19 protein-coding genes and 2 pseudogenes are annotated in these 18,617 nt (G+C 72.6%); 13 read left to right on the forward strand and 8 right to left on the reverse strand.

Annotated elements, in window-relative coordinates; all coding sequences use genetic code 11:
- Positions 1-19: 19 nt before the first annotated feature.
- Positions 20-346 carry a hypothetical protein gene (locus ACIQVT_RS01845; RefSeq protein WP_403745886.1) on the forward strand — a complete coding sequence of 109 codons (327 nt, stop codon included), beginning with the start codon at positions 20-22 and terminating at the stop codon, positions 344-346.
- A 123-nt stretch (positions 347-469) separates the two neighbouring features.
- On the opposite strand, the gene ACIQVT_RS01850 is transcribed toward ACIQVT_RS01845, so the two are convergent.
- Together ACIQVT_RS01850 and ACIQVT_RS01855 are read right to left on the reverse strand one after the other, a co-directional pair.
- The gene (locus tag ACIQVT_RS01850) at positions 470-820 is read right to left on the reverse strand and encodes a hypothetical protein (protein WP_403745888.1); all 351 of its coding nucleotides are present in this window, start codon (positions 818-820) and stop codon (positions 470-472) included.
- 119 nt (positions 821-939) lie between these two features.
- Complete coding sequence (locus ACIQVT_RS01855; protein ID WP_403745889.1) at positions 940-1,884, reverse strand: DMT family transporter; 945 nt, start codon at positions 1,882-1,884, stop codon at positions 940-942.
- Positions 1,885-1,913: 29 nt separating this feature from the next.
- On the opposite strand from ACIQVT_RS01855, the gene ACIQVT_RS01860 reads away from it, so the two are divergent.
- Positions 1,914-3,584, forward strand: a complete 1,671-nt coding sequence (locus ACIQVT_RS01860; protein WP_403745891.1) for a PLP-dependent aminotransferase family protein — start codon at positions 1,914-1,916, stop codon at positions 3,582-3,584.
- A gap of 547 nt (positions 3,585-4,131) precedes the next feature.
- Here ACIQVT_RS01860 and ACIQVT_RS01865 read toward each other — a convergent pair.
- A complete protein-coding gene (locus tag ACIQVT_RS01865) occupies positions 4,132-4,773 on the reverse strand; it encodes a hypothetical protein (protein ID WP_403745893.1) in 642 nt (213 codons plus the stop codon).
- 221 nt (positions 4,774-4,994) lie between these two features.
- Between ACIQVT_RS01865 and ACIQVT_RS01870 the strand changes: the two genes are divergently transcribed.
- Positions 4,995-5,849 (forward strand): family 16 glycosylhydrolase, encoded by an 855-nt coding sequence (locus ACIQVT_RS01870; RefSeq protein ID WP_403745896.1) that lies wholly within the window; start codon positions 4,995-4,997, stop codon positions 5,847-5,849.
- Here the strand turns inward: ACIQVT_RS01870 and ACIQVT_RS01875 are convergent.
- Both ACIQVT_RS01875 and ACIQVT_RS01880 read right to left on the reverse strand, forming a co-directional pair.
- Positions 5,816-6,010 carry a hypothetical protein gene (locus ACIQVT_RS01875; protein ID WP_403745899.1) on the reverse strand — a complete coding sequence of 65 codons (195 nt, stop codon included), beginning with the start codon at positions 6,008-6,010 and terminating at the stop codon, positions 5,816-5,818. The two genes, ACIQVT_RS01870 and ACIQVT_RS01875, sit on opposite strands and share 34 nt — an antisense overlap.
- 140 nt (positions 6,011-6,150) lie before the next feature.
- Positions 6,151-6,861, reverse strand: a pseudogene (locus ACIQVT_RS01880) (RICIN domain-containing protein); the annotation flags it as partial.
- Positions 6,862-6,936: 75 nt separating this feature from the next.
- On the opposite strand from ACIQVT_RS01880, the gene ACIQVT_RS01885 reads away from it, so the two are divergent.
- Positions 6,937-7,104 carry a hypothetical protein gene (locus ACIQVT_RS01885; RefSeq protein ID WP_403745901.1) on the forward strand — a complete coding sequence of 56 codons (168 nt, stop codon included), beginning with the start codon at positions 6,937-6,939 and terminating at the stop codon, positions 7,102-7,104.
- Positions 7,105-7,470: 366 nt separating this feature from the next.
- Here ACIQVT_RS01885 and ACIQVT_RS01890 read toward each other — a convergent pair whose 3' ends face one another.
- Complete coding sequence (locus ACIQVT_RS01890; protein ID WP_403745904.1) at positions 7,471-8,568, reverse strand: LacI family DNA-binding transcriptional regulator; 1,098 nt, start codon at positions 8,566-8,568, stop codon at positions 7,471-7,473.
- A 230-nt stretch (positions 8,569-8,798) separates the two neighbouring features.
- On the opposite strand from ACIQVT_RS01890, the gene ACIQVT_RS01895 reads away from it, so the two are divergent.
- The 6 genes from ACIQVT_RS01895 to ACIQVT_RS01920 all read left to right on the forward strand — a co-directional run bounded on the left by ACIQVT_RS01895 (position 8,799) and on the right by ACIQVT_RS01920 (position 15,078).
- Positions 8,799-9,977 carry an ABC transporter ATP-binding protein gene (locus tag ACIQVT_RS01895; RefSeq protein WP_403745906.1) on the forward strand — a complete coding sequence of 393 codons (1,179 nt, stop codon included), beginning with the start codon at positions 8,799-8,801 and terminating at the stop codon, positions 9,975-9,977.
- 17 nt (positions 9,978-9,994) lie between these two features.
- On the forward strand, positions 9,995-11,266 hold the full coding sequence (locus ACIQVT_RS01900) for a spermidine/putrescine ABC transporter substrate-binding protein (RefSeq protein WP_403745907.1): 1,272 nt from the start codon (positions 9,995-9,997) through the stop codon (positions 11,264-11,266).
- Positions 11,230-12,138: an ABC transporter permease gene (locus ACIQVT_RS01905; RefSeq protein WP_403745909.1), complete on the forward strand. Its 909-nt coding sequence runs from the start codon at positions 11,230-11,232 to the stop codon at positions 12,136-12,138. Before ACIQVT_RS01900 ends, ACIQVT_RS01905 begins: the two co-directional genes overlap by 37 nt.
- On the forward strand, positions 12,135-12,965 hold the full coding sequence (locus ACIQVT_RS01910) for an ABC transporter permease (protein ID WP_403745910.1): 831 nt from the start codon (positions 12,135-12,137) through the stop codon (positions 12,963-12,965). Before ACIQVT_RS01905 ends, ACIQVT_RS01910 begins: the two co-directional genes overlap by 4 nt.
- Positions 12,966-13,050: 85 nt before the next feature.
- The gene (locus ACIQVT_RS01915) at positions 13,051-14,052 is read left to right on the forward strand and encodes an SIS domain-containing protein (RefSeq protein ID WP_403745912.1); all 1,002 of its coding nucleotides are present in this window, start codon (positions 13,051-13,053) and stop codon (positions 14,050-14,052) included.
- 117 nt (positions 14,053-14,169) lie between these two features.
- Positions 14,170-15,078 carry a PfkB family carbohydrate kinase gene (locus tag ACIQVT_RS01920; protein WP_403745913.1) on the forward strand — a complete coding sequence of 303 codons (909 nt, stop codon included), beginning with the start codon at positions 14,170-14,172 and terminating at the stop codon, positions 15,076-15,078.
- A 179-nt stretch (positions 15,079-15,257) separates the two neighbouring features.
- Here ACIQVT_RS01920 and ACIQVT_RS01925 read toward each other — a convergent pair.
- Positions 15,258-15,929, reverse strand: a pseudogene (locus tag ACIQVT_RS01925) (MFS transporter); the annotation flags it as partial.
- Here ACIQVT_RS01925 and ACIQVT_RS01930 point away from each other — a divergent pair.
- Complete coding sequence (locus ACIQVT_RS01930; protein WP_403745916.1) at positions 15,925-16,524, forward strand: hypothetical protein; 600 nt, start codon at positions 15,925-15,927, stop codon at positions 16,522-16,524. The pseudogene ACIQVT_RS01925 and the gene ACIQVT_RS01930 sit on opposite strands and share 5 nt — an antisense overlap.
- An 81-nt stretch (positions 16,525-16,605) precedes the next feature.
- Here ACIQVT_RS01930 and ACIQVT_RS01935 read toward each other — a convergent pair whose 3' ends face one another.
- Positions 16,606-17,073, reverse strand: coding sequence for a hypothetical protein (locus ACIQVT_RS01935; protein ID WP_403745918.1), 468 nt, complete (start codon positions 17,071-17,073; stop codon positions 16,606-16,608).
- Positions 17,074-17,120: 47 nt separating this feature from the next.
- Between ACIQVT_RS01935 and ACIQVT_RS01940 the strand changes: the two genes are divergently transcribed.
- Both ACIQVT_RS01940 and ACIQVT_RS01945 read left to right on the forward strand, forming a co-directional pair.
- Positions 17,121-17,492, forward strand: a complete 372-nt coding sequence (locus ACIQVT_RS01940) for a hypothetical protein (protein ID WP_403745921.1) — start codon at positions 17,121-17,123, stop codon at positions 17,490-17,492.
- 205 nt (positions 17,493-17,697) lie between these two features.
- On the forward strand, positions 17,698-18,585 hold the full coding sequence (locus ACIQVT_RS01945; protein ID WP_403745923.1) for a neutral zinc metallopeptidase: 888 nt from the start codon (positions 17,698-17,700) through the stop codon (positions 18,583-18,585).
- Positions 18,586-18,617 lie beyond the last annotated feature (32 nt).

The following is an 18,617-nucleotide window of genomic DNA, read 5'->3' on the forward strand; positions in this document are numbered from 1 at the left end:
CGGCGACGCGGGCAGGGTGATGACTGCCGCCGACACCGACGCGGTCGATCAGGCCGGGCAGGCGCCGGCGGCCGAGCCCGGCGGTGCAGGCAGGGCCGACGGAGCCGACAGGAGCTGTGAGGGTGGCGGGGCCGGCAGGCGTATCGGGTTCCTCGCCGCCCTGGCGGCGATGGTCATGCTGTGCGAGGGAGCGGCCAACGACTGGAGCATCCTGCGCTTGAAGGACGTCCTCGGCGCGTCCGCCAGCACTGTCGCCTTCGCGTACGGCACCTTCGCGGCGACCATGGCCCGCGGCCGGCTGCTCACCGACCGCCTCGCCGCCCGTTGGGGGCCATGGCGATCCTGAGCCACGGCGCGGCGGTGGCTGCTGCCGGGATCACGATCGCGGCCTGTGCCCGTGGGTGGGAGCCGCGCTCGCCGGCTGGGCGCTGTTCGGGCTCGGCCTGTCCAAGCTGCGTCCCGCAGTTGTTCAGCGCGTCCGGGCGTGCCGGCCGTCCGCCGCAGAAACGGGGGCGTCGCCTCCGGAGGGGTGCACACCAACGCTTCGCGGTCCGGGGGGGTCGAACCCCTGTCCCTGGTGCCCCCGGTGCCCCAAGGGCCAGCTCCGGTAGCTGCGGACCTGCCGTACAGCACCCTCGGCCAGCGATCGCGCGGCGACCAGGCCGATCCCGGCGGCGGTGGGCAGCGGGCCGGCCTGCGCGGCGGCGATCTCGACCCGGTAGGCGGGTGCGTTCCCGGCCACCGGACGGGAGGCGACGGAGAAGACCTCCGCCGTCCTGCCGGTGTCCGTGATGACTGGGGTTCTGTCACATCCGGCCATCGCCATCGCTCATGGCCGCAGCGACCGAGGTGCTGGACGGCAGGGGCTCTCGCGCCTCCTGTGCGGACCGGGCAGCAGGCCCGTGCCGCTGCATCGCCGGTCGGCCGTCGGACCTGTGCCTACCCGGAGCGCGTCGACGTGGACGAGGGCGCTGTCCGGGGCGCGGCGTCCAGGGAGGCGGCTGCGCCGGGGGCCCGGGACGCCCGCAGTCCCCCGACCAACCCCCCGGTCACCACCGCGATCCCCAGCCACACCGAGGGTCCCGGCAGCCCCGTGCCCGTCACCGTGCCGACCGCTGCCGCCGCGAGTGGGGCGATGCCCGTGAGGAGGCCGGCGCGGCCGGTGCCGACGGTGCGTACGGTGGAGTACCAGAGCACGAAGGCCACCGCCGTGACCAGCAGCGCGAGGTAACCGACGGCCGCCCACTGCGCCCCCGTCAACTCCGCCGCCGCCGTGGGGCCTTCGCGTGTCACGCCGAGGACGGCGAACAGCACCGCGCCCAGCCACGACGCGTGCACCGACACCCCCCACGGCGTGTGCCGGCCGAGCACCGGTACCGCCAGCAGCGTGAACGCCGCCTCGCAGCCCAGGGCCAGGGCCGCCCAGGCCACCCCGGCCGCATCCGTACGACCCGTGCCCTCCACCAGGGCGGCGCCCGTCACCACCACGGGCGCCGCCAGCAGCACCTGCCGACTCGGAGCGCGCCGTTCCAGCAGCGGCCCCAGGATCCCGAGAACCACCGGTACCGATGCCACCGCGACGGCGATCACCGCGGGCTCCGCGTGCGCGACCCCTCGCACCACAGCCACGTTGAACAGCACCAGCCCCGTCATCGCGAGCCCCGCCAGCCACAGCCACTCCCGGCCGCGCGGCCGGACCGGGCGGGTACCGGCGAGCCGGGCGAGGAGCAGCAGGATGGCGGTCGCGGCCGCGTAGCGCACGGCTTGGGCGGTGAACAGCGGCGTGTCGACGAGCGTCTGCGACACGCCGACGCTGCTGCCGACCAGCGCCATCCCGATCATGCCGGGGACCAGGGGCGCGAAGGATGCGGAAGGGGTGTTCATGGGTCCACTCTGGCCGCACAATGGACGCCATGGGCAGGTCCAGAACCCCATCGATCGAGGGGTCCAAAACCGCCGCAGCGGACACGGCGGTGAGATCGGCCGGTGCGGCTTCCGGGGGCGGTGGCACGACCGGCGGCTGTCCGTCTCGGCCCGACGCCCCCCTCGGCTCCGACTTCCTCCAGCTCGACATCGCCGACGCGCCCCCGGGTGGGCGGACCGCCTGGCTCGCCGACCGACTGCGGTCGGCCATCGCCGACGGCCGGCTGCCGGTCGGGACGCGGCTCCCCGCCAGCCGCGTGCTCGCCGAGGAACTCCGCGTCACCCGGGGCGTGGTCACCGAGGCCTACCGTCGGCTGTCCGAGTCGGGCCAGATCGCCGGCCGGGGCAGAGGCGGCACGGTGGTCGTCGCCGCCCCGGCGCCCCCGGTGTCTGCCTCAGCACCGCCCGCAGGCTCCTCGGCATCCGGCCGCCCCTCGTCCACATCACCCGGCGCCGCCGAGCATGGGGCCTCCCACCCTCGCATCCCCGCCCCCGCCCCCGGCGCCTTCTTCACCTCCCCGCACCGCGACGGCCTCGTCGACGCCCTGCGCAGCCTGCCCTGCCGGATCGACCTCTCCCCGGGCGTGCCCGACCTCGCCGCCTTCCCCCGGACCGCCTGGCTGCGCGCCGAACGCGCCGTCCTCGCCGCCGTCACCCCCGCCGACTTCGGCTACGGCAGCCCCCAGGGCGCGCCCGCGCTGCGGCGGGCCGTCGTCGGCTGGCTGGCCCGCAACCGCGGTATCCGCGCCGACCCGGACGAGGTCGTGGTGGTCGCCGGTGTGGCGCAGGCCCTGGGGCTGCTCGGGCAACTGCTGCGTGCCGAGGGGGTCGACCGCGTCGCCGTCGAGGACCCCGGCTCGCTCGGCGCACGCCAGCAACTGGAGTACGGCGGCCTCACGACCGTCCCCGTCCCCGTGGACGCCGGCGGTCTGGACGTCCACGCGCTGCGGGCCTGCGGGGCGCCGGCCGTGCTGCTGACCCCGGCGCACCAGTTCCCCAGCGGTGTGGTCCTCGACGGGGAACGCCGGCGCGAGCTGCTGCGCTGGGCGGCCGAGGGCGGCGTCGTGATCGAGGACGACTACGACGCCGAGCACCGCTACGACCGGCCCCCCGTACCGGCACTGCGCTCGCTCCTGCCCGACGGGGTCTGCTACGCGGGCAGCGTCTCCAAGCTGCTCGCACCCGCACTGCGGGTCGGCTGGCTCCTGGTCCCGCCGCGCCTGTGCGACGCCCTGATCACCGCCAAGCGGTACGCCGACCTCGGCAACGGCATCCTCACCCAACTGGTCCTGGCCCGGCTCATGGACTCGGGCGAGCTCGAACGGCACCTGCGCCACGTCCGGCACCGCCACCGCAGGCGCCGGAACGTGATGCTGCGGGCCGTCGAGGCGCACCTGCCCGGTGCCCGCGTCCACGGGGCGGCCGCCGGACTGCACCTCATGGTCACGTTCACCGACGGGCCCGGCAGCCGCGTCCGCGACACCGACCTCGCCGCGGCCACGCTCGCCCGGGGGGTGAAGGCCCACCCCCTGTCCTGGCACCGCCTCACCCCTGGCCCGCCCGGCCTGGTCCTCGGCTACGCGGCGGCCGCCGCCCACGAGATCGAGGAGGGCATCGCCCTCGTCGGGGAGGCGCTGCGGGCCCTGCCCGCTGCCGCTTGACCCCACCCGTCGCCCGGGTCACCCCCGGTGCCTTCGCCCGGCCCGTCCCGGTGATCGGGGTACCGTCGCTCTTGTGATCGTCACCGCGGACAGCACGGTGGCCCGGACCGCGCGCGAGCCGAGCGCCGACGCGGACGAACCGGGGCGGTGACGGCCGTCAGGTCGTCGTCATCCTGGTCCACGTCGTCACCGCGCCGCGCACCAGCCGGCACATCATGCGCGCCTCGGGCCAACGCGACCCGGACCTCGGGCAGCGCGCGGGTCCGTACGGTGACGGAGGTGATGACACCGAGAACGCCCTCCGAGCGGGACGTCAGCCGACGCAGATCGCCTGCCCATCCCGTTCGCGGCGGGGCAGGGGGCGCGCGGACCGAGTGGACGCACCCGCGCGTACCCCGGGTGCCGTTGCGCGCTGCGGGCACCTTCCCGCGATCCGGTACGCGCCGCCGCGTGGCCGGGGGGCCGACGCTTCGGGCTTGGTGCACCTTCGTCCCACGCGGTGACGGACTCCCCGTACATGACGCCGGCCCCATCGGTGCTGAGGCGGTCAGTACAGCTTGTTCACCGCCGTGACGGTCGTGGCCTTGAAGTCCGCCACCTGCGCGTCCTTGAAGGTGCCCATCCTGGCCCAGCGGACGATCGTGACGGTGGCCCCGTCGCGGCCGACCGAGAACAGGGCGATGTCGGAGGAACCCCCGGCGGAGGCGGTGTGGATGCCGTAGACGTCGGCGCCCTCCTCGACGTTCAGGTGACCGTAGGACTTCTGCGTGGCCGTGATGTCGGGGTACTGCCGCATCAGTGTCTTCGCGCAGCCGGCGAGGTCCTTGCGCAGCAGGGCGGCGAAGTCCTTCGACCACTGCTCGCTGCGCCCCTCGACCGTGAGCTGCTGGGCGTTCGTGTCGTAGTCCGTCCCGTACTCACGGTGCGAGGTGATGGACGGCAGCGCCTCACCCACGCACATCGGCAGCGGGTCCGGCTGCCCGGCGGTGACCGGGCCCGCGTACCAGGGCGAGGACGGGTACGGCGGCAGCTCGGCCGGCTCCAGGAACCGGGGGGTGTCGGCGGCCGGCCGGTCGGCCGCGGCGGCCGGGACGACTGCTGCGACGACACCGGCCACGGCCGCCGACGCGGCCACCACGGCCAGGGTGGTACGGGTGCCTCGGGCGCGGATCTTCATGGTCTCCCCCATCGGTGGTGCCCGGTTCCCCGGGCGGATACGCGGGCTTGTGCCCTCGCCCCCGGTACGACCCGTCGGCGGCCGTAAGAGTTGCCCGCGGGCTTGCTACGGATCCGTCCCGAATGTCACGGGTCGGTCCGCCACCGCAGGCACGGCCCTCCTCACCCTGTCGGCCGTACCCGTGCGCGTGTGCGCCACACTGGTGTCCGCCCCCACCCCGCAGGAGCAGCACGATGGCCCGTCCCCGCCGCCTGACACTCGTCCTGGCATTGAGCGGACTGCTGGGTGGATGCGGCACGGCCGCGGACACCCCGTCCCCTCGCGCCACCGAAAGACCCTTCTGGAGCGCCGAGTTCGCGGGAGCGGCCGGCACTCGTCCGTCGGGCGAGTCCTGGAACACCGAGACCGGCAACCGGGAAGCCGAGGGGTGGGGCAACAACGAGCTTCAGTACTACACGGACGATGCGGCCAACTCCGCTCTCGACGGCGCGGGACACCTCCTGATCGCGGCACGGCGCGCCCCCGCCGGAGCGCGACTTCCTTGCTACAGCCGGCAGTTCTGTCCATGGACATCCGCCCGCCTCACCACGGCGGGGAAGGCCGCGCTCCGCCGCGGACGGGCGGAGATCCGCGCGAAGCTGCCCACCGGCACAGGCCTGCTGCCCGCGATATGGATGCTCGGCGACAACGGCGTCCAATGGCCCGGGCAGGGGGAGATCGACATCTGCGAAGTGGTCGGCGGGGAGCCCCGCACGGTGTACGCAACCGCGCACGGACCGACCTACTTCAACGAGAACGGGATCGGCGGCTCCACCACCCTGCCGGGCGACGCGTCGCAGGACTTCCACGTCTACGCCGTCGACAAGCAGCCGCACCGCATCACCTGGTCCGTCGACGGGAAGCCGTACGCCACGCTGACCCCGTCGAAGCTGCCCCGGCCGGACGACTGGGTCTTCGAACAGGACCTGCATCTCCTGCTCGACGTCGCCGTCGGAGGCGACTGGCCCGGCCCTCCCGACCACTCCACGCCCTCCCCCGCGACGATGACCGTGGACTACGTCCGCCTGTACGGCGAGGGCCGCGGCTGACGGTCCGGGGCGCCGCACCCGGCAGCCCCGGAAGATCCCGTGGCGGGTCGGTGCAGGATGCTGACGGCCCGGGCGATCACCAGGAGCGAGGTCCCGGCGTACACCAGCTCGTGGACCAGGATGACCAGCGCCATCAGGTTGCCGACGGCGATGACCGCCACGAGCGTGAGGGACCGCACCCCTCGCCGCCGCTGACAGCGCCTACGTCCGTCACCCGGCGCAGGTCATCTGGCAGCTCCAGCATCTACCCCGAGTACGGCGTCCCCCCGCCACCGCGTCCGGCGGCCGGCTCGGCGGCGGGTCAGGCGGCGGTCGCCGTGAAGCTCTGTGCGGCTGAGCCGTCGCACGTGCGCTGGGTGAGTTGCGCACTGTTCGTGGCGGTGGCCGCCGCGGTCAGGCACTTGCCGCTGTGGCGGACGGTGAAGTGGTAGCGGCCGGCGGCCTCCTTCACGGGGAGCCACTGCTGGTTCCGGCCGCCTGTGTACGACCACAGTTGCAGCGGCGCGTTGTCGGCGCCGGACACGTCGGTCACGTCGATGACCTGTTGCGGGTCGGAGCGTACGCCGATGCGCCGGTATCCGCTGTCGGTCGCGGCGAGCCGGAACTGCTGGGCCTGGGTGCCGTTGCAGGTGTACTGCTGGATCGCGGTGCCGTTGGCGGTGTCGGCGGCGCGGGCGTCGACGCAGGCGCCGTTGCCGACGTTCTTCAGGGAGTACAGGGACGTCTCGGAGAGCGTGTCGTCCGGCGGGGTGGTGCCGCCGACGCCGCCGAGCCATCTCAGCCCGTCCAGCAGGAAGCGGTTCTGCGTCGCGCTGGCGAACGTCGACGACGTGCGGGTGTTGGTGTCGTAGTTCATCGCGTTGTGGGCGAAGTTCGCGTACAGCATCCGGTACTTCGTGTTGGTCCACAGGATCGGGTAGTAGCCGCTGTACTAGGACTGGTCGGGGTCGGTGCCCAGCGGGAAGCTGCTGGGGTCGACCGAGGCGAGGACCTTGATGTCCGGGTTCTGCCGTCACGGACCCGTCACCCCGGCCCGTGTCGCGGTGGTACTTCACCGCGCAGACGGCGTCGGACGGGGTGGCCCGTGATGAACGTCAGCGGATCGGACGGCGCGCTGAGCCGGCCCGAGGCGTCCGAGACCAGCACGTCGGTGGTGTGCGTGCTGCCCGCGGGCAGGTTCCTCGGCGTCGCCGAGGTACCGGCGCTCTCGCCGACCACCCACGTGTGCGCGCCGTCGCGCTCCTGGACCAGGTGACGGGTGGTCCGTACACACCCACCCGGGACAGACGCGCCATGGTGTCGGTGACCCCCGCCCGCGCGGCGGCGGAGGCGACACCGGCGGCGCCGAGGGTGCACAGCAGGGCGAGCGCGGCAGCCGAGGAGGCGGCGGTGCGCACGAGACGACGGGGAGGGGGCGGGAGCGGCCGGATCTGCGCCGTGAGGGCATGGGTGTCCGCCTCAGGGGCCGGCGGCAAGGACGGTGATCCGCGGGAGCCCTCCCACGACGGGAGGGGAATGATGCCCTGTCAACGGGCGGGACTGCCGGGGAGCAGGGTGGGGCGGAGTGGGGTGGGTCCGCTCGGCGCACCGAGAGGCGGCGGCGTGGAGGAGGGCCTCGCCCTCACTCCCCCGGCGCCCGCAGCCGCCGTACGCGCGCCGGGGCGGGGCCGGTCGACTCGCGCGGGACGTAGGTGGTGCGCAGGGTGTGGCGGCGGGGGCGGGCCGTGGAGCCGTCGATGCGGCGGATCAGGATGTCCGCCGCGAGCCGGCCCAGCTCCTGCACCGGCTGGCTGACCACGCTCAGGCGCGGCCGGACGAGGGTGGCCCACTCGGCGTCGTCGAAGCCGATGACCGAGACGTCGTCGGGGACGCGGGCGTCGAGGTCGAGCAGGGCGTCGAGGGTCCCGAGGGTGGCCACGTTGTCGGTGGTGAACAGGGCGGTGGGCCGGTCCTCGGCGCACATCAGCTTCAGGACGGCCGAGCGTGCCCAGGTCCGGTCGTATCGGGTGTGCCGGATCAGTTCGGCCCCGCGCGGGATGCCGGCGGCGCGCAGGGCCTGCCGGTAGCCGGTGAGACGTTCGGTGGTGGTCCAGATGTCCGCGCCCGGCGCGAGGCGCGCGGTGTTCTCGTCGGGGGACGCGGAGGTGATCACCGCGATGCGGGTGTGGCCCGCGTCGGTGAACCGGGCGACCGCGGCCTGGGCGGCGCCGCGGTTGTCCACCACGACCGTGTCCAGGCCGGCGCCGCTGACCACGCGGTCCAGGAGGACCACCGGGACGCCCGAGGCGACGGCCTTGTCGAGGTGTTCGTGGTCGGCCGCCGCGGGCGCCACGACCAGGCCGTCCACGCGCCGTTCGATGAACATCTGCACCGCGGACCTCTCGGTCTCGCCGTTCTCGTCGCTGTTGGCGAGGACGACCTGGAGGCCGGCCTTGGCGGCGACGTCGGTGACGCCGCGCACGGCGCGGGCGAAGTAGGCGTTCTCGATGTCGGCGACGACCACGCCCAGTGTGTGGGTGCGTCCGCTGATCATGCTGCGCGCCACCGCGTTGGTGCTGTAGCCCAGTTCGGCGGCGGCGGCCAGCACCCGTTCCCGGGTGGCCGGGCTCGACGAGCCGTAGCCGCCCAGGACCCGGGCGGCGGTGGCCTGTCCCACGCCGGCGTGCCGGGCGACGTCGGGGATGGTGACGCGTCGCGGCGGACGTGGGGCGTTCGGCATGGGGTCTCTTCGTGAGTGACGGCTCGGCGAGTGCCGAGGAAGGGGCCGGTGAAATCCGACGCCATTCAACCATTGACGGGCGGCGCCTGCGGGTGGGTAAGGTACGAGCCCGTTGGTAACGTTATCAAATTCACCGGCGCGGCACCCGACTGCCTTTCCCGGAGCGCCCCGGCACGCCCGTGCCCACGGCCGTTCCCTGTCCCACGCCCCGAACACCGGAGGTTTCACGGATGGCAACCGACACCCTCTCGCCGCCGCCGGCCGCAGGCCCGGCCATCGCCCTCGTCGACGTGGTCAAGGACTTCGGCGGTGCCCGGGACGCGGCGGCCGTGCGAGGCGTCAGCCTCTCCATCGGTGAGGGCGAGTTCTTCTCCCTCCTCGGCCCCTCCGGCTGCGGCAAGACCACCACGCTGCGGATGATCGCCGGGTTCGAGGAACCGACCCGCGGGCAGATCCTGCTGCACGGCAGCGACATGGTCGGCGTGCCGGCCAACAAGCGCGACATCAACATGGTCTTCCAGTCCTACGCCCTCTTCCCGCACCTGAGCGTCGCCGACAACGTGGCGTTCGGGCTGTCCCGCAAGCGGGTGCCCAAGGACGAGATCCGCGACCGGGTCGAGAAGATGCTCGCCACCGTGGAGCTCGCCGACAAGGCCGACCGCCGACCCCGCCAGCTCTCCGGTGGCCAGCAGCAGCGCGTCGCGCTGGCCCGCGCCCTGGTCAACCGTCCCCGCGCGCTGCTGCTCGACGAGCCGCTCGGCGCCCTGGACCTGAAGCTGCGCCAGTCGATGCAGCTGGAGCTCAAGCGGATCCAGCGCGAGGTCGGCATCACCTTCATCTACGTCACCCACGACCAGGCCGAGGCCCTGACCATGTCCGACCGGATCGCGGTGATGAACGACGGCTTGGTCGAGCAGGTCGCCTCGCCCCAGGAGGTCTACGAACGGCCCGCCACCGCGTTCGTCGCCGGGTTCATCGGCACCTCCAACCTGATCGGCGGGCGGCTGACCCGGGTGGAGGGGGAGACCGGGGTGCTCGACCTCGGTGACGGCCAGCGTGTCACGGTCGCGCTGCGCGGCAGCGCCCGTGGCGCCGGAGCGGCCGTCGAACTGACCGTGCGGCCGGAGAAGGTCACGCTGAGCGCCGGCCCGGTCGGCACGGCCAGCCGGATCCGCGGCATCGTCCGCGAGGTGGTCTACCTCGGCACCTCGACCAGCTACGCCGTGGACACCGCCGTCGGCGCGGAGATGACGGTCTTCCAGCCCAACGACGGCACCGCCACCGTCAACCCGGCCCGTGGCGAGGCCGTGTGGCTCTCCTGGTCCACCGGCCACTCCTACCTGCTCTCCACCGCACCCGCCCCCGCGGCGGCCGCCGCCGATCCGGCGGGCTCCCCGACCTCGCGCTGACGACAGGCGGATTTCCCATGCCCGAGCACTCCACCCCCTCCGCGTCCCGGCCGCGCGCCCTCCCCCCGGGCGGCCTGTCCCGGCGCGGCCTGCTGCGCGCCGCGTTCGGCGCCGCCGCGCTGGCTCCGCTCGCCGCGTGCAGCGTCCCCGGCGCCCGCGTGCACGTCCCCACCGGCGAGGCCGAGATCGCCCAGGCGGTCAGCGGCTTCTGGGCCGGCCGCAAGAGGTCCGGGAAGCTGGACTTCGTCAACTACACGCAGTACATCGACATCGACCCCGCCGACCAGAGCAGGCACCCCACACTCACCGCCTTCACCCGAGAGAGCGGCATCAAGGTCACCTACAGCGAGCTGATCGACGACAGCGCCTCCTGGTTCGGCAAGATCCAGCCCGAGTTCGCCTCCGGCCAGGGCATCGGCTACGACCTGATGGTCGTCGGCGGCGACAGCTACCTCACCAAGTACATCCGGCTGGGCCACCTCGCCCCACTGGACCACAGCAGGCTGCCCCACTTCGCCCGGTACGGCGGGGCGGCGTTCAAGAACTCCTCCTTCGACCCCGGCAACGTGTACACCGTGCCCTGGCAGTCCGGCATGACCGGCATCGGCTACGACCCGGCCCAGGTCGGCCGGAAGATCACCAGCTGGCAGGACCTGCTCGACCCCGAGCTGCGCGGCAGGGTCGGCATGTGGAACGACGCGGTGCAGATGGGCAACGTCGCCCTGCTGGCCGTCGGCGTGGACCCGGAGACCTCCACCCCCGCCGACTGGCGCAAGGCGGCGGCCTGGCTGCGCAGGCAGCGCGACGCCGGCATGGTCCGCTCCTACTCCACGGCGACCTACCAGTCCTCGCTCCAGCGCGGTGACCTGGCCGCCTCGCTCGTGTACTCGGGCGACGTCTTCCAGGCCAACCAGAGCGGATCGAACCTGGAGTTCGTCATCCCCGACGAGGGCGGTCTGCTGTGGACCGACAACCTGTGCATCCCCTCGAGCGCCGCCCACCCCGTCGACGCCCTGACCTACATGGACTACGTCTACCGGCCCGAGGTCGCCGCGAGGATCAGCGAGACCGTGCAGTTCGTGTGCCCCGTCCCCGACGCGCAGCGGGTCGTCGCGCGCGACGCGGCCGCCGCCACCGGCAAGCGGCACACCGTGCTCGACGCGCTGAGCACCAGCCCCCTGGTCTTCCCGACCAAGAGCGACGAAGCGAAGCTGCGCCACCTGCGGGTGCTCGACGAGGAGGAGGAGAAGCAGTGGAACGCACTGTTCGAACCGATCTACCAGGCCTGACCCGGCGGCGCCGCCGTTCCGGGGCCGCGCTCGCCCCCTACTGGATGATCCTGCCGGGCTGGCTGTGGCTGGCCGCCTTCTTCATCACCCCCGTGATCGTGATGGTGTCGCTGTCACTACAGACCGGCGACTTCATCGACGGCTTCCGCCAGACCTGGCACTTCGGCACCTACGCGGACGTGGTGCGGACCTACCACGTGCAGCTGGTGCGTTCCCTGCTCTACGGCGCCGCGGCCACCGTGTGCTGCGCCCTCGTCGGCTACCCGGTCGCCTACTGGATCGCCTTCCGGGCCGGCCGGCACAAGTCGATGTTCCTCTTCCTGCTCCTGCTGCCGTTCTTCGTCTCCTTCGTCATCCGCACCCAGTCCTGGAACGTGGTGCTCGCCGACCACGGCGTCCTGCTCGGGCCGCTGAAGGACATGGGCCTGCTCTCCGAGTCCTTCCACCTGCTGGCCACGCCGTACGCGGTGATCGGAGGGCTGACGTACAACTTCCTGCCGTTCATGGTGCTGCCCGTCTACGTGGCGCTGGAGCGGGTGGACCCCAAGGTGATCGAGGCCTCCACCGACCTGTACGCCTCGCGGACGGCGACCTTCGGGCGCGTCGTGCTGCCGCTTTCACTACCCGGTGTCTTCGCCGGGGTGCTGCTGACCTTCGTGCCCGCCTCCGCCGACTACGTCAACGCCGGCATCCTCGGCGGCCCTTCCACCACGATGATCGGCAACATCATCCAGACCGAGTACTTCACCAACCTCGACTACCCCGGCGCCGCCGCCCTGTCCTTCGTCCTCATGGGCGCGCTGCTGCTGGCCGTGTTCACCTACGCCCGGACCCTGGGCACCGACGAGGTCCTCGAGGCGGCCGCGCGATGACCCCCCAGACCCTCTCCCCCGCCACCGGCCGGTCCCGTCCCGCCCGGCGGGCGCGCCGCCGCCCCTTCCTGTCCCTGTACACGCTGCTGGTGCTGGCCTGGCTGCTGCTGCCGATCGCCGTCATGATCCTGTTCGGTTTCAACGACACCGCCAGCAAGGTCAACTTCACCTGGCAGGGCTTCACCGTCACCTGGTACCGGCACCTGTTCGCCATTCCCAACCTGACCTCGGCCCTGGTCAACAGCCTCACCATCGCCACGGTCGTCGCCGTGGTCGCCACCTTGCTGGGGACCCCGATCGGGCTGGCCCTCGGCCGCTACCGCTTCCGCGGCCGGGGCTCGGTGGACCTGCTGATGTTCGCCGCCATCGCGGCACCGGAGATCGCCCTGGGCGCCGCCCTGCTGTCGCTGTTCATCGTCCTGGGCGTGCCCCGAGGCTACTGGACGGTCGTTCTCGCGCACGTGGCTTTCTGCATCCCCTACGTCGCCATCACCGTGCGGGCGCGGATGACGGGGCACGACCCGACGCTGGAGGAGGCCGCCCGTGACCTGGGGGCGGGCCCGTGGACTGCGTTCCGGCTGGTCACCCTGCCGATGCTGCTGCCCGGTGTGGCCTCCGGCGCCCTGCTGTGCTTCGCCCTGTCGATCGACGACTACGTCATCACCAGCTTCAACGCCGGCCGTACGGTCACCTTCCCGCTGTGGGTGTACAGCGCCAGCCGTACCGGCGTGCCCCCGCAGGTCAACGTCATGGGGACGCTGATCTTCGTCGGCGGCCTGATCATCGCCGGCGCGAACGTCCTGTTCTCGCGGCGCCGCGCGGTCTGACCCACTGCGGTCCCCCGCGCCCCTGGACACCGGCTTTCCGGCACCCGCCGGCCGGTGCGCGACAACCTCCGAAGGAAATATCACCGTGCTCAAGTTCAACGAAGCCGAGTTCGTCGGTCAGACGGAAAGCCTCGTGACGCTGCGCCCCCAGATCGAGAAGCTCGTCGACCGCCTCGTCGACGAGGGCTACGACAACGTCCTCCTCGTGGGCGCCGGCGGCACGTACGCGCAGATGTGGCCCTACGAACACCTCGCCCGGCGTTCCTCACTCCTGCCGGTGCGGGCCGCCGTCGCCGCCGAGCTGGTCGTCTCCGGCGACGCCCGCCTCGGCGAGCGCACCGCCGCCGTGTTCACCTCCGTCTCCGGCACCACCGAGGACAGCCTGCGCGCCATCGACTACTGCAAGTCCCGCGGCGCCCACACCATCGGCTTCACCGGCATCCCCGACTCCCCCGTCGCGCGGAGCGTCGACACCGCGCTGATCTCCGCGCCCAAGGCCTGGCCGTTCGACATCCAGTTGCTGCTGTTCATGGGCCGGCTGCTGTCCCTCCGGGGCGAGTTCGAGGGCTACGAGCGCCTGGCCGACGAACTCGCCGCTCTGCCGCGGGTGCTGGTGGACGTCGCCCGGCAGGCCGAGCCGGTGGCGGCGGCCTTCGCCGAGGCCCACAAGGACGACGACTACCACTTCCTCATCGGCGGCGGGAACCTGTGGGGGTTCACCTACCTGTACTCCATGTGCATCCTCGAGGAGATGCAGTGGCTGCGCACCACCCGGGTGCACAGCGCGGAGTTCTTCCACGGCTCGCTGGAACTGCTGGAGGAGGACACCAGCGTGATCGTCTTCCAGGGGGAGGACGAGACACGGGCCCTGACGGACCGGGCCGAGGCGTTCGCCCGGCGCGTCTCCAAGGACGTCACCGTCTTCGACACCCGCGACTACCCCCTGGAGGGCATCAGCCCGCAGTTCCGCGGACTGCTCGCCCCCCTGGTGCTCGACACCGTGATGGACCGGGTCAGCAAGCACCTGGAGCGGGTCCGCGACCACTCCCTCGACCTGCGCCGCTACTACCGCGTCATGGACTACTGACCCGCCGGACCGTTCCCCCCTCGTCCGTCCGCCCCGCGCGCCGGTGCCCCGGCACCGGCGCGCCCACGGCGGGCGCCGCGTGCTTCCCACGCCGCGTCCGCGCCTCGGGAGACCCTGATGAACGTCCTCGGCTTCGGCGACAACACCATCGACCGCTTCGTGGACCGCGCCACCGACTACCCCGGCGGCAACTGCGTCAACGTCGCCGTCTACGCCCGCCGGCTCGGCCTGGAGGCCGCCTACCTGGGGGTGTTCGGCGACGACGACCTCGGCGTCTTCCTGCGCACGGCCGTGGCGGCACAAGGCGTCGCCGTGGAGCACAGCGTCGTGCGCCACGGCGCGACCTCGGTCTCCACCCTGCACGTACAAGGCGGCGACCGGGTCTTCCTCGGCTACGACCCCGGCGGCGTCCTGGTGCGCGAACCGCTGGTCCTGGACGCCGCTCTGACGGCCTACGCCGCGTCGTTCACGCTCGTGCACTCCAGCGTCTACTCCGCCACCGAGGCCCAACTCCCCCGGCTCGCCGCGGCCGGCCCACTGATCAGCTTCGACTTCTCCGACGAGGACGAGTACCGCACCCCCGACTACCTCGACCGCGTCTGCCCCCACGTCGACCTGGCCCTGCTGTCCTGCTCGCACCTGGACGAGGCGGCCACGGTGGCGCTGCTCACCGAGGTGACCCGGCGGGGCGCGGGCCTGGCGCTGGCCACCCGTGGCCTGGACGGGGCGGTCGTGCACGACGGCCGCGCCACGCTCACCGCGCCGACCCTCGCGGCCGACCCCGGCGCCCTGTCCGACACGATGGGCTGTGGGGACGCCTTCCTCGCCGGGTTCGCCGTGTCGCTCCTGCGCGAGGGATGGTCCCGGCGGACCCGACCGGCCCCCGAAGCCCTGGAACGGGCGCTGCACCAGGGGGCGCAGGCCGCGTACCACCAGTGTTCCGTGGAGTCCGCCTTCGGCTGCGGCCGCCCGACGCCGACGGGACCGGCCGGTGCACCGAGCACGGGCCGAGCCGTGTCGCGCTGACGGGACGGCGCGGGCGGCGGCACGGTCCCGTCGGGCAGGACTGCCGGCCTCGTTGAAGTGGCACAGGACCCGACGCGCCCCGTCGGACGGCTGGGCGTCGGAGCCGGACCAGCCGGCGCCGGTCCCGGCCCGCGCGACGCGGGGCCGCCTCGCCGAGCGGTCCGCCGGCGCCCCGGTCACGGGCCGCCGGTGTTGCCGAGGTTGAAAGCGGCCGTGGTGGTGGCTCCGGCCAGGGTCGGGGCGGCGCCAGCCACGTTGAACATGCGGGTGTTGAGGGCCGGGGCGGTGAAAAAGGCCGAGACGCCGAGAAGGAAGGCCAGGGCGATGGCTAGGACCGCCACCCCGGCCAGCAGGGCGAGGGCGGCCAGGAAGACCGTCGAGGCGGTGATGCCCCACATCATCACGCCGAACAGATGCGCGTCGGCGACCCGGCCGCCGATGGTGGTACCGACGAGCGCGCCCACGCCGAACAGGCCGAGGATCCACGGGACCCACTTCGGGTCCAGTCCGGCCACGTCCGTGAGCAGCGGCGACAGGTAGCTGAAGGCGCAGAAGACGCCGCCGGCACCCAGCGCCGTGATGCCGATGGCGAGCCACACCTGACGGTCGCGGTAGATGCGCAGCTCGCGGCGGAGCGTCGGCCGCTCGGTGGGCAGCGGGATTCGAGGGATCAGCGCCAGGATGCCCACGAGAGCGACAGCGGAGGCCGCGCCGACGCACCAGAATGCGGAACGCCAACCCAGGTGCTCACCGAGGAACGCCCCCGCCGGGACGCCGAGGACGTTGGCGATGGACAGGCCGCCGATCATGACTGCCATTGCGCGGGCCCGGTGGTTGTTGTCCACCATGGCGGGATGGGTACGGCCCAAGGTCGCCGCCGCGGACCGCGGGATCCGGTTCGTCATCGCCGTCGCCCCGGCCGTCAACTGGCTCCGGCAGGGCCGCTACGACCTCCTCACCCAGCTCCGGCGGGACGACACCGACCCCCGGGCGACCGCGCGGGCGCTGCGGCGCAGTGAGAGGACCCTCGCCCTGTTGCGCCGGCACGCGTCGTACGACGAGTACCGCGCCGCGCTCGGGCGCGGCGCCGACATGACCCGCAGACGGTGGCGTTTCGTGACCCGGAACCACCTCGCCGACGCGGTCGCCGATCTGCGCGCCATGCGGGGCACTCCCGTCCTGCTGGTCCTGGCCGGACACGACGTGCATGTGGACGCCGCCGAGACGGAGAACGTCTACCGCGGCGTCCTCCCCTCCGCCACGGTGGAGATCGCGCACTACCCCGGCGCCACACACTCGCTCGTCGACCACGACCTCGAGAGCCGCGAGTCGCTGCTCACGGCCACCGCGACCCTCCTGCCCAGAAGGCTGCACACGGACGGCTTCCTCGCCGACCAAGCCCGTTACGTCAGGCGGTTCGACCGAGCGTCGGCGAGTCCGCTATGAAGCGACCTGCGGACGTCATCGTGGACCACCCGTGCCGGGGTGTGGCAACGGCCTCACCGGTACCCCGGAGGTTCCTGGTGTTCAGGTTCGGGCTGTCAGCCGTGCGAGTGCCGCGTCGTGCCGTGCTTGGACTTCTGCGTCCGGTGTTGCCCTCAGCAGGGCGCCAAGTGCCCTTACCGCGCCGTCCTCGTAGCCGCAGGACTCCGCCTCCCGGGCCGCCAGGTCGAGCTGCTTGATGCCCTCGGCTTGGTCCCCGAGCCCCAGCAGGGCCTCTCCCTTCACCATGAGCAGCAGGACGTGGGGGATGTCGGCGATGTCTGAGCGGTCGTCGAAGGCCAAGGCCTGGGTCGCGGTGGCGAGGGCCTGGTGCCAGTTCCCGGCGTCGGCCTGGTGCCGGGCGAGGTGCTGCATGGCCAGTCGCTCCATGGTCCGGTCGCCGGCCGTGCGCGCCAGCTCCACCGCGCGCTCGCAGCTCTCGGCGGCCGTGTCCAGGCCGCCGAGGGAGGCTTGAGCCATGGCCAGCACGATCAGGGCGTTGGCCTCGGCCATCGCGTCGCCGGCCCGAGCGGCGAGCGCGGAGGCGGCTCCCAGAGGCGGTGACTTTCGACGTCGACAACCTCCCCGACTACGCGGGGAAGGTCTTCGACCACCTGGTCGCCCGACCCGAACTGGTGCGGCTCCTGACCTGGAAGCAACTGGAGCGCCCGGGCGCCACCGACCTGGAGGCCTCGGCCTATCGCGTGAAGACCGAGGCTGTCGCGTCGGCCCAGCGGCAGGCGTTGATCGACGCGAACCTCGAGCCGGCCGACCTCCTGGCTCTCGTACTGGCACTGACTCAGGCGTGGTTCACCGTCGCAGGCGGCATGAATCCGTCCGGCGGAAGCGGCCTGTGGTCGGAAGAGCAGTTGGCCCAGCACCGCGCTGCCGTCGTCCACGCCGTGCGACGGATCACCGCACCGCGCGGGTAGCACCTGGTGGTCTCGCTCCCTGGCACACGGCCCCGTGTCGACCACGGCCCAGGCCGCCGCTGCGACAGCCTGGCCGTCCCTGCGGTCCGCCGGCTCCTTCAAGAGGCGGAGCGGGAAGAGGACGGGATGGGGATGTCCTCGTACGGGGTAGGCGAGCGGGACGACGCGGGGCGGTCCGGCGCGCTGCTCGAGGGAGGGTTCACGTATGCAATTCGACGACGACGCTGCTCTGGACACGTCCGAAGTCGCGGACGGGCGGGGAAGTGCGCTGGGCGGGATCCCGGGCGGCGGGAAGACCATCGGCGGCGGACTGGTCGGGCTCGTGGTGCTGGTCGCGTCCGTGCTCTTGGGTGTCGATCCCGGCATGTTCGGCTCGGGCAGCAGCGACACGTCCTCGTCCGGCAAGTCAGCCGCGGATCTCGCGGCGGACTGCCGGACCGGTGCCGACGCCAACCGCAAGGAGGAATGCCGGATCGTCGCCGTGGTCGACAGCGTGCAGGCATTCTGGAAGCAGACGGAGACAGCCGCCGGCAAGTCCTACCAGCAGGCCCCGACGTTCCTGTTCACCGGCAGTGTGAACACCGGCTGCGGAGACGCGACGTCCGATGTCGGCCCCTTCTACTGCTCAGCCGATGACAAGGTCTATCTCGACCTCGGCTTCTTCAACGACCTGGGCAGCAAGTTCGGCGCCAGGGGCGGCCCGTTCGCCGAGGCCTACGTCATCGCGCACGAATACGGCCACCACTTCCAGGACCTCAGTGGAACGATCTTCCGCGGCAGCGGAAAGGGCCAGAACAGCGGCTCGGTGAAACTCGAGTTGCAGGCAGACTGCTACGCCGGAGTGTGGGCCCACCACGCCACCACCACCCCCGACCCCAAGAGCGGTAGGCCACTGATCACCGACTTGACGAAGGACGACATCAACCGCGGGCTGGACGCGGCCGCCGCCGTCGGAGACGACCGTATCCAGCAGCGCTACCAGGGCAAGGTCACACCCGACACCTGGACCCACGGCTCCGCTAGCCAGCGCCAGCAATGGTTCTCCACCGGCTACCGCTCCGGCCGCGTCGCCAGCTGCGACACGTTCAGCTGACCACGCTGACAGCCACCGCGCGACGGCCCGGC

Origin of the sequence: Streptomyces sp. NPDC100445 (genome assembly GCF_044759735.1) — a bacterium.
GTDB lineage: Bacteria > Actinomycetota > Actinomycetes > Streptomycetales > Streptomycetaceae > Streptomyces.

Excerpts from the sequence above, each read along its gene's own strand:
- ACIQVT_RS01845 (WP_403745886.1), top strand. The coding sequence starts at position 20 with ATGACTGCCGCCGACACCGACGCGGTCGATCAGGCCGGGCAGGCGCCG.
- ACIQVT_RS01850 (WP_403745888.1), bottom strand. The coding sequence starts at position 820 with ATGGCCGGATGTGACAGAACCCCAGTCATCACGGACACCGGCAGGACG.
- ACIQVT_RS01855 (WP_403745889.1), bottom strand. The coding sequence starts at position 1,884 with ATGAACACCCCTTCCGCATCCTTCGCGCCCCTGGTCCCCGGCATGATC.
- ACIQVT_RS01860 (WP_403745891.1), top strand. The coding sequence starts at position 1,914 with ATGGGCAGGTCCAGAACCCCATCGATCGAGGGGTCCAAAACCGCCGCA.
- ACIQVT_RS01865 (WP_403745893.1), bottom strand. The coding sequence starts at position 4,773 with ATGGGGGAGACCATGAAGATCCGCGCCCGAGGCACCCGTACCACCCTG.
- ACIQVT_RS01870 (WP_403745896.1), top strand. The coding sequence starts at position 4,995 with ATGGCCCGTCCCCGCCGCCTGACACTCGTCCTGGCATTGAGCGGACTG.
- ACIQVT_RS01885 (WP_403745901.1), top strand. The coding sequence starts at position 6,937 with ATGAACGTCAGCGGATCGGACGGCGCGCTGAGCCGGCCCGAGGCGTCC.
- ACIQVT_RS01890 (WP_403745904.1), bottom strand. The coding sequence starts at position 8,568 with ATGCCGAACGCCCCACGTCCGCCGCGACGCGTCACCATCCCCGACGTC.
- ACIQVT_RS01895 (WP_403745906.1), top strand. The coding sequence starts at position 8,799 with ATGGCAACCGACACCCTCTCGCCGCCGCCGGCCGCAGGCCCGGCCATC.
- ACIQVT_RS01900 (WP_403745907.1), top strand. The coding sequence starts at position 9,995 with ATGCCCGAGCACTCCACCCCCTCCGCGTCCCGGCCGCGCGCCCTCCCC.
- ACIQVT_RS01910 (WP_403745910.1), top strand. The coding sequence starts at position 12,135 with ATGACCCCCCAGACCCTCTCCCCCGCCACCGGCCGGTCCCGTCCCGCC.
- ACIQVT_RS01920 (WP_403745913.1), top strand. The coding sequence starts at position 14,170 with ATGAACGTCCTCGGCTTCGGCGACAACACCATCGACCGCTTCGTGGAC.
- ACIQVT_RS01930 (WP_403745916.1), top strand. The coding sequence starts at position 15,925 with ATGGCGGGATGGGTACGGCCCAAGGTCGCCGCCGCGGACCGCGGGATC.
- ACIQVT_RS01935 (WP_403745918.1), bottom strand. The coding sequence starts at position 17,073 with ATGGCCGAGGCCAACGCCCTGATCGTGCTGGCCATGGCTCAAGCCTCC.
- ACIQVT_RS01945 (WP_403745923.1), top strand. The coding sequence starts at position 17,698 with ATGCAATTCGACGACGACGCTGCTCTGGACACGTCCGAAGTCGCGGAC.